The 16,803-nt window shown below is 29.3% G+C and carries 11 protein-coding genes, 1 rRNA gene and 1 pseudogene; 3 read left to right on the top strand and 10 right to left on the bottom strand.

The window, feature by feature from the left end; translation table 11 throughout:
• From CLCOS_RS15405 to pckA, 3 genes are all read right to left on the bottom strand, one after another.
• Positions 1–76: ribosomal RNA gene (locus CLCOS_RS15405) — 16S ribosomal RNA — on the bottom strand; the annotation flags it as partial.
• A gap of 395 nt (positions 77–471) precedes the next feature.
• Positions 472–1,305, bottom strand: coding sequence for an undecaprenyl-diphosphate phosphatase (locus tag CLCOS_RS15410; RefSeq protein WP_013237304.1), 834 nt, complete (start codon positions 1,303–1,305; stop codon positions 472–474).
• Positions 1,306–1,539: 234 nt separating this feature from the next.
• Positions 1,540–3,108 carry a phosphoenolpyruvate carboxykinase (ATP) gene (pckA, locus tag CLCOS_RS15415; protein ID WP_063601411.1) on the bottom strand — a complete coding sequence of 523 codons (1,569 nt, stop codon included), beginning with the start codon at positions 3,106–3,108 and terminating at the stop codon, positions 1,540–1,542.
• 569 nt (positions 3,109–3,677) lie between these two features.
• On the opposite strand from pckA, the gene CLCOS_RS15420 reads away from it, so the two are divergent.
• The gene (locus tag CLCOS_RS15420; RefSeq protein WP_153042948.1) at positions 3,678–5,036 is read left to right on the top strand and encodes a Mur ligase family protein; all 1,359 of its coding nucleotides are present in this window, start codon (positions 3,678–3,680) and stop codon (positions 5,034–5,036) included.
• A 30-nt stretch (positions 5,037–5,066) separates the two neighbouring features.
• Complete coding sequence (locus CLCOS_RS15425) at positions 5,067–5,801, top strand: type 1 glutamine amidotransferase (RefSeq protein WP_063555345.1); 735 nt, start codon at positions 5,067–5,069, stop codon at positions 5,799–5,801.
• 276 nt (positions 5,802–6,077) lie between these two features.
• On the opposite strand, the gene CLCOS_RS15430 is transcribed toward CLCOS_RS15425, so the two are convergent.
• The 7 genes and pseudogenes from CLCOS_RS15430 to CLCOS_RS15455 form a co-directional block, all read right to left on the bottom strand.
• Positions 6,078–6,884: a polysaccharide deacetylase family protein gene (locus tag CLCOS_RS15430; RefSeq protein ID WP_063601410.1), complete on the bottom strand. Its 807-nt coding sequence runs from the start codon at positions 6,882–6,884 to the stop codon at positions 6,078–6,080.
• Positions 6,885–6,944: 60 nt separating this feature from the next.
• Positions 6,945–9,542 (bottom strand): ATP-dependent chaperone ClpB, encoded by a 2,598-nt coding sequence (clpB, locus tag CLCOS_RS15435; RefSeq protein ID WP_063601409.1) that lies wholly within the window; start codon positions 9,540–9,542, stop codon positions 6,945–6,947.
• 250 nt (positions 9,543–9,792) lie between these two features.
• A complete protein-coding gene (locus CLCOS_RS15440) occupies positions 9,793–11,055 on the bottom strand; it encodes a helix-turn-helix domain-containing protein (RefSeq protein ID WP_013237298.1) in 1,263 nt (420 codons plus the stop codon).
• An 18-nt stretch (positions 11,056–11,073) separates the two neighbouring features.
• Complete coding sequence (locus CLCOS_RS15445) at positions 11,074–12,378, bottom strand: helix-turn-helix transcriptional regulator (RefSeq protein ID WP_041705024.1); 1,305 nt, start codon at positions 12,376–12,378, stop codon at positions 11,074–11,076.
• 369 nt (positions 12,379–12,747) lie between these two features.
• Positions 12,748–12,912, bottom strand: a complete 165-nt coding sequence (locus tag CLCOS_RS22070; protein ID WP_013237296.1) for a YtxH domain-containing protein — start codon at positions 12,910–12,912, stop codon at positions 12,748–12,750.
• Positions 12,913–13,034: 122 nt separating this feature from the next.
• A pseudogene (locus CLCOS_RS15450) lies at positions 13,035–13,787 on the bottom strand (ribonuclease H family protein); the annotation flags it as partial.
• A 26-nt stretch (positions 13,788–13,813) separates the two neighbouring features.
• Complete coding sequence (locus CLCOS_RS15455; protein WP_063601407.1) at positions 13,814–14,770, bottom strand: YkvA family protein; 957 nt, start codon at positions 14,768–14,770, stop codon at positions 13,814–13,816.
• 281 nt (positions 14,771–15,051) lie between these two features.
• On the opposite strand from CLCOS_RS15455, the gene CLCOS_RS15460 reads away from it, so the two are divergent.
• Positions 15,052–16,797: an ATP-dependent metallopeptidase FtsH/Yme1/Tma family protein gene (locus CLCOS_RS15460; RefSeq protein WP_063601406.1), complete on the top strand. Its 1,746-nt coding sequence runs from the start codon at positions 15,052–15,054 to the stop codon at positions 16,795–16,797.
• Positions 16,798–16,803 lie beyond the last annotated feature (6 nt).

A 16,803-nucleotide genomic window follows, 5' to 3' on the forward strand; every position in this document is an offset into this window, starting at 1 on the left:
AGCTTCATCGCTCGACTTGCATGTGTTAAGCACGCCGCCAGCGTTCGTCCTGAGCCAGGATCAAACTCTTAATTTAAAAGTTTGTATTGACTCTTCTTATTACGAAATTACTTTTTTAGCTGCTCTCGCAGCTCAAAAGAATTGCTGGTTTATTCTAAATAAGTTGTACTTATATCTTCCTCTGTTTAATTTTCAAGGATCATTTTGCCGCCTCATCTCGACGACTTTTTTAGTTTATCATGTATTTCTAACTCTGTCAATACTATTTTAAAATATAAATTCATAATTTAAAAAATATATTCTAACTACAATTAGTATCTGATAGTGTCTGACAATTAGCAATAATGGACAATCAATAAAGATTTTTCTGATAACACAGAAAAATCTTTATTGATTGTCCATTATAAATTATAAATAGTGACTCATTTATATGTATGGATTGAGTCAAGCCTTACATCTTCTTACATAGCATTAAATATTTATAACTTTAGCAAAATACAATATAAGTATTATTGCTCCTATAAATATTCTATATACAGCAAAAACTCTCATTGGTTTTCTCTTTAAAAAATTTATAAACTTTTCTACTACAACTAACGCTACTATAAATGAAACTATAAATCCAACTGCCAGAGCAATAATTTGAGAAATATTCATAGATACATTTACTTTTATAAGTGACCATCCTGATGCTGCTATCATAGTAGGTATAGCAAGGAAAAAGGAAAACTCTGCTGCAGCTACATTTGTAAGTCCGCTTACCCATCCACCCATTATTGTGGACGCAGATCTAGACATTCCTGGCCAAAGTGAAAGGCATTGAAAACATCCTATCTTAAATGCTTGTACGAGGTTTACATTTTCAATTGTATTTGTACTATTTCCTTTCCTGTATTTGTTCTCCATATATATCATAAGGAAACCACCAAATACTAGTGCACAGGCAACAGTAACTGGATTAAATAATTTACTCTTAATTAAATCATTAAAACGCAATCCTAAAACAGCAGCAGGTATAAAAGCAACTAAAATAGTAAGCCAAAGTTTAAATCCCCATTTGCCCGGTTTAAGATTTTTAAGCGAATTAAAAATCTTATCCCAATAAAGTACTACTATAGCAAGTATGGCACCTAGCTGAATTACTACTTCAAACATATCTATATAAGCACCATTATATGTTGGTGCTTTGAAGTTTATCAGATTTCCTACTATTATCATATGACCTGTTGAAGATATTGGCAAGAACTCTGTTATTCCCTCGACTACTCCAATAGCAGCAGCTTTAATAATAAATAATAATTCCATTAACTTCACTCCCTATTAAATTTATAAACAAGTATTATTATACTATTACCGTAAGCTTTTTCACAGCATATATATTATTAATAATTTGTTACATAAGTAAAATTATCTTTTATTTCATATATAAATAAAGGATTTAGTGATGAAAATAAAATCAACTCATCACCAAATCCCATTTTTTGTACTCTATTAAACATTTCCATATAAACTTCACTTAGATTATCTATGATAAATAGTTTAAGCTTCAGGCCCAGCTTTTGCTATATCTTCGGAAACATCTTTAAACTTCTCAAAGTTTTTACTAAACTTCAGCGCCAGCTTTCTCGCTGTCTCATCATATGCTTCTTTATCTTCCCATGTATTTCTAGGATTTAATATTTCATCAGGTACACCTGGACATCTTTTAGGCATCATTACTTTAAATACAGGATGTTCCACAAATTCAACATCCTTGAACTTCCCTTTCAAAGCTTCTCTAATCATAGCCCTTGTATAGGAAAGTTTTATTCTATCTCCATTTCCATATCCTCCAGATAGCCATCCAGTATTCACTAAATATACCTGAGTGTTATACTTGTCTATTCTTTCGCCTAACAATTTTGCATAGACAGCAGGATTCATTAACATAAACGGTTCACCAAAGCAAGAGGAAAAAGTAGCTTGAGGTTCAATTATTCCTCTTTCAGTTCCAGCTATCTTGCTAGTATATCCAGACATAAAGTGATACATTGCTGCTTCTTTAGAAAGCCTTGATATAGGTGGCATTACACCAAAAGCATCTGCGGTTAAAAATATTATAGTCTCTGGATTTCCTCCTACACCACTTTCTTCTATATTATCTATATAATTTATAGGATATGCTGCCCTTGTATTTTCAGTATATCTAGCATCATTATAATCAGGTACTCTATTCCCATCTGCCACTACATTTTCAACTACAGTTCCAAATTTTATGGCATTGTATATCTGACTTTCTTTTTCCTTATCAAGTCTTATAGTTTTAGCATAACATCCACCCTCAAAATTAAATACACCTTCATTAGACCATCCATGTTCGTCATCACCAATCAGTCTTCTTTCACCATCTGCTGATAAAGTAGTTTTTCCTGTTCCTGACAATCCAAAAAATAAGCAAGTTTTATTATCTTGTCCTATATTAGCAGAACAGTGCATAGGCATGACTCCTTTTTGTGGAAGCAAGAAGTTCATTACTGAAAATACTGATTTTTTTATTTCTCCCGAGTAACTGGTTCCCCCTATTAATATAATTTTTTTATCGAAATTTACTAAAATAAAGGCATCTGAATTTAAACCGTCTTCTTTGCCCTTAGCCTTAAATCCAGGTGCCGATATAATATTAAATTCAGGAGTAAAACACTTTAAATCCTCCTCCGTTGGTCTTCTAAACAATTGATTTGCAAACAACGCCTGGGATGCCCTTTCGCATATTACTCTTATAGGAAGGGTATATTTTTTTAAAGCTCCAACAAATCCATCAAACACAAAAATGTCTTTATCACTTATATAATTTAAAATCTTATCATACATTTTATTAAAAATATCTTCTTCTATAGAAAGATTTACATTTCCCCAGTTTATTTTGTTCTTAATGCTTTCTTGATTAACTATAAATCTATCTTTAGGAGATCTTCCTGTGTACTTTCCAGTATTAATCATAAGAGCTCCCTTATTTGATAAAAATCCTTCTCCTCTTTTAATTGAAAATTCCGTTAATTCTGATGGTGATAAATTTTTATACATATTTCTATATTTATTAATATTTAAATATGATAAGTCAATATTCATGATGTTTCCCCCTAAATTAGTTTATATTTATATATTACACCATTTATAGAAAAATGCAATAAAAAAATTATTTTAAATTTAATTATAAAGTATTTTATATATTTATACCTGTAATACTACACTATATACTTTGTGTATTTTTATATGTACTACATTAATTCTATGTATTTTTGAATATGAGCTATACTTTTTATTTATAAGTTAGGTTTATAATGAATTTTATCTTATTCAAACTTGCAAAACCACTTGATAAATCACTTCCATATTATAACTTATTTAACTATGCCCTTATATTATAATTTTAACAGTCTTATATATATACATTTATAAATCATACATTGCTGTGGATGTTTATTTCCAAATTCTATTATTCAGCTTAAGAAATACAGTAAATTTACAACTTTTTAATGTAAAAATTATAATATTGTATTATAATATTAAGAGTTATTTACTTACTCGTGTATTTGTTGTGTACTATAATAGACTTCAATCTTAAATTTAGGGCCTATAGACTTATGACAAACAATATGTAAAGTAAATAAACAAATGCTTTACTTAAGTTGAAGGTGGTGTTAAAAATTAACATAAAATCTTTTTTTAGTATTATTATTTCCAAGATCGTAATAAAATTATCAAAATTTTTATTTAAAGGAGGAAGTAATTTTCCTGGAAAAGTTGCTTTAAAATTAGATAAGAACATTCTTAAAACCATATGTAAGGATTATAAAATTATACTTATAACAGGTACAAATGGTAAAACTACAACCACAAGTATGGTCTACAACATGCTAAAGGATGGGAAAAAACGTGTAATTACAAACAATACAGGTGCAAATATGCTGACAGGTATAGTTTCATGTTTTATAGAAAATTATTCGTTTAAAAAATGTAGTGAGACAAACTATGCAGTTATAGAATGTGATGAAGCAAATGTTCCTTTATTTACAGATTATATAACTCCAGAAATTATAACTGTAACAAACTTATTTAGAGATCAACTTGACAGATATGGAGAAGTTTACACTACATTAAACAAAATTCTAAAAGGTATCAAAAAAGTACCTCTTTCAAATTTAATACTTAACGGAGACGAATCTCTTCTTGGAGATCTAAATTTACCAAACAGAACTATTTATTATGGATTTAATTGTTCTCCAACAAATGTAAAAAAAGTAGATACTAATGCAGACGCTAAGTTCTGTAAAAAATGCAAAAATCCTTACAAATATAATTTTCTTACATATAATCATTTGGGCGATTACTACTGTGAAAAATGTGGATATAAAAGACCTGAATTGGATTATACTTTAGATGAAATAAAAGAGCAAACTCCAGATGGATCATTAGTAGTAATTAATGAGAAGGAATATTATATAAATCAACCAGGTACATATAATATGTATAATGCCCTATGTGCTTATTCTATAGCAATGGTTTGTGGAATATCTACTTCCTGTATATATGATTCTCTAAAAAAACAAAAGAGCAGTTTTGGAAGACAGGAAGTCATAAATATAGAAGGTAAAGAAGTTAAAATAATCTTAGTAAAAAATCCTGCCGGTTATGATCAAGCTATAAATACTTTAAGCCTTGACAACAGGACCTTTAACCTAGCTGTACTTCTAAATGACAATTATGCAGATGGAAGAGATGTATCTTGGATATGGGACGTGAATTTTGAAAAGCTGTCTTCACTGGATATAGATAAAATAATGATTTCAGGTATAAGACTTTATGACATGGCTGTAAGATTAAAAGTAGCAGGATTACCCCAAGATAACTTTATAATTTGTAAACACTATGAAAATCTAATTGATGAAATAAAAAGTTGTAAGTCAAACACAGTATATGTATTAGCCACTTATACTGCCATGATAACTTTCAGGAAATTTCTCAATTTCAAGGGATATATCAAAAAGCTGTGGTAAAATATTAGAGAAATAGGGAGTGTATCTAAAATGGAATTAAACATATGTCACTTATATCCTGATTTATTAAATGTATATGGAGATTTAGGAAATATACTCATATTAAAATATAGGGCACAGCAGCGGGGTATAGATATAAATGTATTTAATATATCTCTTGGAGATCCCTTTGACAGCTCTAAATATGACATAACTCTTTTTGGTGGTGGTCAGGACTATGAACAGTCTATAGTATCGGAGGACCTTGTCAAAAATAAAAGAGAAGGCATCGTAAGTTACATTGAAGAGGGTAAAGTATTTTTATCAATTTGTGGAGGCTATCAACTTCTTGGAAAATACTATTCTACACCCGATGGCCAAAAGCTACCAGGTCTTGATGTACTTAATATATATACAGAGGGAGGCAGTAATAGATTTATAGGAAATACCGTTATATATAACGAAAAATTTAAAGAAACCTATGTAGGATTTGAAAATCATTCTGGAAGAACTTATATAGGAGATTTAGAACCTCTTGGAAAAGTAATCGTAGGTTATGGTAATAATGGAGAAGATGGATACGAAGGCTGCATATACAAAAATTGTTTTTGCACTTATTTCCACGGTTCTCTCCTTTCTAAAAATCCTGAATTAGCAGATAGATTTATATCTACAGCTATTTCTAAAAAATATGGTGATACAAAACTTGACCCTCTAGATGATACCTTAGAATTAAATGCTAAAAAGTTTATAATAGAAAGAGAAACCAAAAATAAATCTAATTAATCTACATCTTTATGTAGAATTTCTAGCTTGAAAGTTTACTTATACCAGCCATATACTAACAAATTTCATCACACTAAAAACTTTTAATAAGTCTAAAGTTCGGCATTTTGAAAATCTAAAGAAGCTTATATAAACTCGTACCTCAGACATATATAAGCTTCTAAGATTTTCTAAAATACCTCACTAAGACTTATCAAAATATTTAACGAACTGAAGGTTGTAAAAATATCCGGAGTATAATTTGATTTTTCGTTTAGAAACTCTCTATAATTTTAGTCATCTATTAATGATTCCTTTATCTGTCATTCTAAACTCCTCTTCTAAAGTTATACCATCAAAAGTTCTAAAAACAAATCCTTCTTTTTTTAAATAGCTTATAATGTCTGGCAGTGCTTCTACTGTAGAAGTTTTATAGTAAGAATCATGCATTAAAACTACTGCAATTTTTTTATTCTTGCATCCATCTATTACATTTTGTTTTATAATATCTTTGGACACAAAACGTTTATCTGCATCCCCTGAAACCACGTTCCAATCTACATACTTCATTCCATTTCCCTTTAAAGTCTTCTTTATAATATTTAAATTGCTTACACTTGCTACTAAGTTATCTGACCCCCCTGGAAGCCTCACAAATACTATAGAATCTTTTCCCGTTATATTCTTTATTATATTTTTGCAAACTCGAAAATCCTCTAAATATGCATCCAAACTGCTGTACATCTCTTTATAATTATGAGAATATGTATGCACTCCTATACTCATACCGCTGTCACTTAGCTGCTTTAATATAGAAGGATTTTCTTTTGCCTTTTCACCTACTATAAAAAAAGTGGCTTTTACTCCATTTTGTTGTAATATATTTAATATCTTTGTAGTGTTATTTACAGAAGGACCATCATCAAAAGTTAAGAATACTTCTTTAGAATACGTTGGTGCATTATCTTTAGCTAAAACAATATTTTTTCTCTCTCCCGTAAAATTATATTTTACACAATCCCATTTACATATTAAACTTATACAAACAATTACAAATAAATAGATAAAAATACCATATATGATTGAATAGACAGGCTTTTTCATAAAAAACACCCTCTTTTTTAATCTTCTATCATATATGGTAACCTTTATTTTAATAAATAATTATAGTTTTTCTATTTTAAACTTATCATCTTCATAATCTACTCTTACCCTGCAGCCTGTATATATATCTCCATTAATTATCTTCTTTGCAATAGATGTTTCCAGAACGTTTTCTATATATCTTTTTAAAGGCCTTGCTCCATAGACAGGATCATAACCTTCTTCTGCCATAACTTCTTTTGCTTTTGGGGTTATTTGTATGGATATATTTTTCTCCTTAAGTCTATTTTCTATATCCTTTAGGAATATATCTATTATGAACTTAATTTCTTCTGTATTTAGGGGCTTAAACATTATTATATCATCTAGTCTATTTAAAAATTCAGGTTTAAACTTAAACTTCATATCACTCATTACTTTGTTTCTTACTTCTTTATCTATTCCATTACTGCTTTTGTTCTGTAATAAATAACTGCTTCCTATGTTAGAAGTCATAATTATAATAGAATTTTTAAAATCAACTACCTTACCCTGATTATCAGTAAGCCTTCCGTCATCTAATATTTGAAGGAATATATTAAACACATCTTCATGAGCCTTTTCTATTTCATCAAATAATATTACACTATATGGTTTTCTTCTCACTGCCTCTGTAAGCTGACCTCCTTCGTCATATCCTACATATCCTGGAGGAGCTCCTATAAGTCTCGAAACAGAATACTTTTCCATATACTCTGACATATCTATTCTTATTATATTTTCTTCACTATCAAACAGTGTCCTTGCTAAAGTTTTTGCAAGTTCAGTTTTACCTACACCTGTAGGTCCTAAAAATATAAAAGAACCTATTGGCCTTTTAGGATCTTTCATACCCGCTCTTGCTCTAAGTACCGCATTTGAAACTGCTGTAACTGCTTCCTTCTGACCTATAACTCTCTTTGCAAGTTCATCCTCTAATTTTACTAATTTCTGTCTTTCCCCTTCTACTAATTTTGAAACAGGTATTCCAGTCCATTTAGATACTATCTGAGAAATTTCTTGTTCTGTAACTTCTTCTTTTAACATTGCAGCTTCATTGTTTTCTTTAATAGATTGCTCTTTTTCATCTATAGTACTTTCCAGTTTAGGAATAACACCATATTTTAATTCTGCAATTTTATTTAAATCATATTCTCTCTCTGCTTTTTCAATTTGTCCTCTTGCCTCATCTAGCTGTTTCTTTAAATTTCTAACCTCAGTTATATTTGCCTTTTCCTTTTCATACTTAGCAGTCATCTCATTGTCTCTATCTTTAAGATTGCTAAGCTCCTTTTCTACTGCTTTAAGTCTTTCCATTGAAGCAGTGTCTTTTTCTTTGGAAAGTGCCTCTTTTTCAATCTGAAGCTGAAATATTTTTCTTTTAACATTATCCATTTCAGTTGGCATGCTATCAATTTCAGTTCTTATCATAGCACAAGCTTCATCAATTAAATCTATAGCCTTATCTGGAAGGTACCTATCTGTTATATATCTATCTGACAGCTTTGCGGCAGCCACAATAGCAGAATCATGAATTCTTATGCCGTGGTAGATTTCAAATTTTTCCTTAAGCCCCCTAAGTATGGAGATAGAATCCTCTACAGTAGGTTCATCTATAACCACAGGTTGAAATCTTCTCTCTAAAGCCTTATCTTTTTCTATATATTTTCTATATTCATCAAAAGTAGTGGCCCCTATACAGTGCAATTCACCTCTTGCTAGCATTGGTTTTATTAGATTTCCAGCATCCATAGAACCTTCTGTTTTCCCAGCTCCAACTATGGTGTGAATTTCATCTATAAAAAGCACTATTTTGCCTTCACTTTTCTGTACTTCTTTTAATACGGCCTTTAATCTTTCTTCAAATTCTCCTCTAAATTTGGCACCAGCAATCAATGCTCCCATATCTAAGGAAAATATTATCTTATCCTTTAAGCCTTCTGGTATATCTCCTCTTACAATTCTCTCTGCCAAACCTTCAATTATAGCAGTTTTTCCTACCCCTGGATCACCTATTAGTACAGGATTATTTTTAGTTCTTCTCGAAAGTATTCTAACAACTCTTCTTATTTCTTCATCTCTGCCTATAACTGGATCAAGTTTATGTTTTTTTGCCTCTTCCACAAGATTTCTTCCATACTTTGCAAGTGCCTCATAGGTTCCCTCTGGATCCTGAGTTTCAACCCTTTGATTTCCCCTTACTTGAGACAAGGCTTCTAAAAATGCATCCTTTGTAATATCAAATTTCTTAAGTATACCGTCTACGTCAGAAGAGTGAACTTCCATGATACCAAGCATTACGTGCTCTACACTTATATATGAATCTTTGAATTTTTGAGCTATCTTTTCTGCTTGCAAAAAAACATCTTCAAATCTTCTAGTTGCATAGACGGAGGAACTTTGTGCTCCTTCTCCCAGCACTTTAGGCATCTTGTCTAAAACATCTTTAGTTTCCTTTACCAGAGATTTCAAATTTACAGACATCTTTCCAAATATATTTGGAATAAGTCCATCTTGCTCAAATACTAAAGCTGAAAACATATGAATCACATCTACCTGTTGATGATTATATCTCACTGCTGTAAGTTGTGCTTCATTCATTGCATTTTGAACTTTTATTGTAAGTTTATCTATGTTCATAATAAAAATACGTCACGCAAAACTCAAAACAAGTTTTAACGCAGCTCCTCCTTTCTAAACCTCTTTAGATTAATTTAATTTATATGATAACTACCCGTTCTAATACTGACACTTGGAGAAGTGTGAGTATTAGAGCAGCTATGTCCCTGGATAATGAGTTCTAAGCATCAGGTAGTTAAAACTCCACCTGATGCTTAGAACTCTGTTTATTAAACAAGAAAATATAATTTTTTCAGTTTTATAAGTAAACCTATAAAAAATTATATTTTTGTTTTAAATCAATGGCAATATTAAAATACTTAAGAGCCTCCTGAACCTTTTTCATATCATAATACATACATCCTATTTCCATATATCTTTCATACATGCAGATATTTGTTTGAAATTTCGATAGAGCATCCAGCGAAAGATTCATATACATTTCCCCTTCAGCTAACTGACCTTTTTTTATAAATATCAACGCTTTATAATAGTATGCTCTTTCTATAAGAACTATATCATTTAACTTTATAGAACAATCTAAAGCTATATTACATATACTTTCAACTATATCCCAAATTTGATTTTTTATCAAAATACCTACTATTTTGATTACAAAATTAGCAAATTCCTCTGCATGCTCTTTAGGATGTATTTTCAATGCTTCATTTATATAAAATACTGCCTTCTCACTCATATTTAAAGTAAACATAACTTCAGCATATTCAACCATAGATGTGGATTTATCTTTCAAATTATCTTTATAAAATTCATTTGCCTTTTTTTCATATACTTTGAATTTTTCAGTATCATTTTTTAAAGAAAGTATTGCTAAAATATGATAAACTTTTGCTTTTTTTATGTCTCCATCTATCATGTTTATAAATTTTGTAATCGTATCAGACAATTCATAAGCCTTTTCATAATCATTAAGAGCAATAAAACAAATTATTTTATTATATGTAATTTTTCCTAGTAATTCATTACTACCAGTTTCTGCTGCAATGTCTAACACATTATCATAATAATTTATAGCCTGTGAAAATTCTTTTGTTTTAAAAAAATATTTGCCAACATCCATATAATACAGGATTGCTTTTTCTTTAGAAAAATTTTTTTGTAAATATTCATAATACTTTACAATTATATTATACAACTTTTCTAATTCACTTTTTTCTAGATAATAGTTAAATAAGAGATGTATTATCCTAAAACATATATTATCATAGTTATACCGTTCAGCAAATTTAAAATTATATACTAAATTTTTTTCATAATTTTTTTTATCTTGTTTTTTCTCAATATCATCTATATTTTTTATTATTTGATTTTTTATATCTAATTTCAGATACTCAAAACTAATTTCAAGTTTGTCTGATAAAAATTCTAAAATCCAATCTTCTGGTTTTATTTTATCATTTTCAATGCAGCTCATTTTAGAAATTGATATCTTACTATTACACAGTTCCTTCAAAGTATATCCCTTATATATGCGTGCTCTTTTAACTTTTTCTCCAGTAGAAAGTATCTCCATAATTATCACCTATTTTATTTAATACTCTTTTAATATTCCAATTCTTTTAAAAATTTCAACACCTTCACTTAAATACTTAGCTGCTTCCTTATCCATCTTGCTATCTTCATAGAATTTTCCAAGTTTTATTGATATATCTGCAGCTTCTTTAGTATAATTCATTTTTATCGCAAAATTCAATGCATCAATTAATGTATTTTCTGCTTCTTTTTTATTACACTCAATCATATTTATTCTAAATTTCATCATGTAATAATATACTAATGATTTATTATTTTTTTCGTCTATCTTGTCCCTTATTTCTTCTAGAACTTTCTTTGAATTTATAATATCCTTTAATTTTATATAATTTTCACATATATTTATAAGTGTGTCCACAATTTTGCCATCTTTACATTTCATTCGCAACTCTTTTGCTTTATTTAAATGTATAAATGATTCTTCAATATTATTAAACTCTCCAAAAAGTTTACCTAGATTATTTTCAATTCTTGCAGTATTTATTACATCTTCTAATTTTCTGTATACATTTAATGTTTTTTTAGAATACTTTATTGCATTATTTATATCTCCCTTTTTATTATACTCTTCTGCAAGTAAAAATAAGCTTTTAGCATATTCTTCCTTATTATCTATCTGCCTAAACTTCTCATTTGCCAGATAAGAATAGTTTATCGCTTCCTCCATATTTTCTAATTTAAAATTTATACAAGCTGTATAATAATATATTTGTCCAAGCAAGAAATCATTTCCTATATTATTTTCCTTATATACATTCTCCGCCTGCTGCAAATAACTGCTGGAAGCATGATATGATTTCATGCTTATTGTAATCTTCCCCAAACTTATAAAAGTTTTTATAATTTCTTCATATTTATTATTTTTTATAAAAACAACATTAGCAGACAATAAAAGCTGTTGAGCAATAGGATATTCTTTTCTCGCTGTATAGATTGTCCCCTTTAAATATAAATTCTTTGCTTTTTCATATTGTAAGGAATACTTTTCTGAATAATATATAGCCTCTTCTATATACTTTTCCGATTGACTCAAATTTCCACTTATTATATAAGATTCGGCTATATTTTCAAAATAAGTACATATTTTTTGTGCTTGAGTTTCTTCTGACTCCATTAAATACTCAATGGAAGTATTCAATTCACCTGCTAAGTATTCCAACAAATCCATACTAGGATTTGACTTTCCTGATTCCACCAAACTTATTTGTCCAGGTGTAATTCTATCCCCTGCCAAATCTTTTAAAGTCATATTGAGTTCTTTTCTTCTTCTCTTTATTTTTTCTCCTAAAGAAAGTATTTCCATCATTCACTCTTCCTTTATTAATCACAATTTTTGTTTCATGCCTACTTGTTCCAATATGTTACATTTTTTTCAATATATAAAAAATAAAAGCTACACCTTGGGATAACAATATCTAAATATTACATATAATTAAAGTTATATGTAATGTGAAGATTTTTGTTTAGGATAATTTTTAAACCATATTAAAATATTATCCTATATTAGTATCATTATAACATATTTTTAATTATAATATGAAAACTTTAAAAAATAAAAGCATATTGCCACAAACCTAAACAATATAGTCTAAATTAATAAAAAAACAATGTAAAATGCACATCTTTATTATTAAAAGCGTACATTTTACATTGTACTTATTAGGATTCTATACTATCTCATCCAATTCATAACTCCACCGTACATATTTCCTGCAGTATTTCTTAAGTATCTAGAAGTTTTTCTTATCATTCTCTTTTTAGATCTATCTAATTCTGGTACTACCATCATTCCTACTGCTGCACCAATTACTGCACCTGCTACAAACTTTCCACGCATTTTATTACACTCCTCTCTTTAAAAAATGCTTTTTCTTTTACAGAACTATGATTTTTTATGTTCTTTAGATAGATTATGCAAATTTATTTTTTTTAAACAGCTTAATTTTTACATTTTCATATATCAATAACCTTTATATTTTTTTCACCTTTAGATGCAATTTTTAATATCTCATTCTTTACCTCATCATTAGCTGTCTTTATCTCATTATTCATTAACCATTTTTGAACACTTTTTTTTGATTCTATTTGTAACTTTTCCTTACACTTTTCATCTGCCAATTCATTAAACAAATCCCCAGTATGACTATCTACTTTAACAAATATAACCTCAATGTTTTTCATAAGCTCGCTCATTTCTTCGTAATATTTTATAGATGAGGCTTCTTTTCTCTCCCATAGCCCAAGGGCGTGCTTGCAGGTTCCTTCATAGTCGTGGAACAAAACGACTTTTTTCTCTCCCTTAGACAAAGCATATTGTACTCCTCTAACAGCTGCTTTTAATTCTCCAGATATTTGCCTTATATTCTTACCTTCTTCACAAGAATGTGAATCGCTTTCTATATAATAAACTACATTACCTTTAACTGCCACCAATGCATAAGAATACATCTCCGTTGAAATGTTATAACTTCCATCCACATATACATGTAAACAATCTTTAGGATAGTTGCCCTCAGACTTTTTTAAAATCTTATCCTCTCCTTTTAAATATTCCAAAGCTGAATTTGTATCTTTAAAACTCTTATATGTAGCACCTTTAACACCTTTTACACGTTTTAGACATTCTCCCCAGGTGTTTACTATAATATTTTGAACCTTTTCATTTTTTTCAAAATCATATCCTTCTTTTATAGCATATACTTTTTTAACCATATCAATTTACGTGTTATATCAATCCCTTATGTAACACTTCTCCCCTCTTTTTCTTTTCTTTCAGATGATTTGAATACATTGCTTAGCTGATTTAAAACCTTAGAAACATTTGCACTTCCAATTATTTTTGTAATATATTGTACTGCTTCTCTTGTAACCAGAATTATATTTTCCTTACCCTGCCAATTTTCAATTATGATTTCTTCTGGTATTTCATTTATTATAGTATTAAGTGCAAAAAACGCCAGAGCAACATCATCTATTTTCCCAACAAAAGGTATAAAATCAGGTATTATATCTATAGGACTTGCAAGGTAAGCTATTACGCCTGACAGCATAATCTTAACCTTTATTTTAACCCTTTTGTCCTTAAATAATCTTATAAATAACATTATAATATCCGGTACAAGCATCCCATACTCTACGATTTTTTCATATTTTTGCGGCACCTTACTTACAACTTTTTTTCTAAACTTATGATACTTATCTAGAATAAGCATACTTCTTTTCTTTTTCTCTATGTTTGGAAATTTCTTTTTTTCCTCATATCTTATATCTTCTGCTTCTACCTCTAGTGCTCTAGGAAGTATTTCTACTTTTTTTAATTTAAGATTAAAGTAAGGTATCAGCTTTACTGCCAGATTTAAATCCACTCTTACTGTATCTCTGTCCACCTCTACCCCATAAGGAGAAAAGTTATCTAATAATTTCTTAAGGACAATATTTTTTACATTCTTAAATACCCTAAACTTATACACATGTACATCAAATATTTTTAAATTTATTATATTGTTATTTATATTTCCTATTCCCATCTTAACTTGAAAATTAACAGATATTTTGCTCTTATATGTCCCCTCTATTGTTATTATTTCATTTATACTTATCTTTTCTATATTAAGTCCTTCTATATTCACATACTCATGAACTATACCAAGTATGTCTTGTTCTGTCAAAATGGCTTTTCCAAAGGACACTTTCATATATAAATCTCCTCTCTAAATTTACAAACGTCTTATTATAAAGTATACAGTAAATTAAATTTTCTGCAATAAATAATTCTAGAATTCCCATACTAGTTCCATAAATTACTTTAGCAAAATTTATGATTTTAATTAGACTAATTTATAAAAATATTATAATATCATTATATGATTTTATAATATTTCGTTCGTTTTTACAAAATTTGACTATAGAACTTATAATTTTAAGTTAATTCATATAAATCACTGTAAATAATCTATCTCAAGAAAGGAGAACTTAAATGAAAAAGATAAAAAATAAGTTTATAATAATTCCTATTTTAACCTCTATTTTATCTCTTTGCATGTTACTATTTATGAATTATATTAACAGCTCTATACCCTATAAGTCATATATTTCGTTTCAAAAAGATGTATCAAAGAAAATAGTTTCAACAGTATATATGACAGATTCCCCTCAAATAAGAGTAAAATTAAAAAATGGCAGCATATATGATACGGATAATCCTAGAACCCCTAATTCTAAAGAAACACTTTTAAACGATGGAATAAGTGTATCTGAGCAATATACTGTAAATAACAGACAAGCTTATCCTACTGCTATACTTATAATTTCCATTATGACAGCTGTTTTTATGGCACTTAAGTTTTCTAACAAATCTTCTAAAAAAATAGTATCTCTCGATTCTTTGGATGCTTCTGCCATAGAAGATTCTAATTGTAATTTTAAAAGTGTAGCTGGAAATGAGGAAGCTAAAGAGAGTGTCCAGGATATAGTTGATTTCTTAAAGAATCCTAAAAAATATGCGTCTTATGGTGCAAGAATGCCAAAAGGAATTTTATTATTTGGTGAGCCAGGAACCGGAAAAACTCTCCTTGCAAGAGCTATTGCAGGTGAAGCAGAAGTTCCATTTTATGCTGTTTCAGGCTCTGATTTTGTACAAGTATATGTAGGTGTAGGTGCCAGCCGTATAAGACAGCTATTTAAAAAAGCTAAAAGCAATAAATCTGGAAAAGCAGTTATATTTATAGATGAGATAGACGCTATAGGTAAAAAAAGGGATGGCTCGGGAAGTACCGGAGGCTCTGATGAAAGAGATCAAACTTTAAATGCTCTTCTTACGGAAATGTCTGGATTTAATGAAAAAGAGGGAATTGTAATAATAGCTGCCACCAATAGGTTAGATATGCTAGATCCTGCCCTTTTAAGACCTGGAAGATTTGATAGACATATAGAAGTAACTCTTCCTGACGTTTCTTCAAGGGAAAAAATTATATCTCTCCACTTAAAAAACAAACCTGTAGACAATATAGATGTACATGAGTGGGCTCAAAAAACTTCTTACTTTTCAGGTGCAAAAATTGAGAGCTTAATAAATGAAGCTGCAATACTCGCCTGTAAAGAAGATAGTACTTATATAGAAAACAAGCACATTGATAAAGCTTTTTCCATAGTACTAACAGGGTATGAGAAAAAAGATAGGGATTATATAAAAGATATAGATAAAAGAATAACTGCTTACCATGAAGTAGGCCATGCTCTAGTATCCTCAAAAGTACTTCCAAATGAAAAGATTTCTAAAATAACAATCATTCCAAGTACTAAGGGAGCTGGAGGTTATACATTAAGTATACCTGAGGACAAGCTCTATCAAAATAAAGATTACCTACGTAAAAGAATAATGGTACTTTTAGGTGGAAGAGCTGCTGAAGAAGTTATCTTTGGAGCAGATTACGTAACCACAGGTGCCTATAATGATCTTCAGCATAGTACAAACATAGCCTTTAAAATGGTAACTCAGTATGGAATGGGAAACACTTTAGGTCTTTTAAATATGAGGGAGCTATCAGATTTAAATATAAATCAAAACGAGATTATCAAAGAGTGTAAGTGTCTTACAGATTCAATATATAATGATGTAAAAAATATTCTTATTGAAAATAGGCACTGTCTTAAAGCCACAGTTCAGTTACTTATGGAAAAGGAGACCTTATTTTCAAATGATTTAAAAAACTTATTTAACTAGCAATTT

Origin of the sequence: Clostridium coskatii (genome assembly GCF_001675205.1) — a bacterium.
Taxonomy (GTDB): Bacteria; Bacillota; Clostridia; order Clostridiales; family Clostridiaceae; genus Clostridium_B; species Clostridium_B ljungdahlii.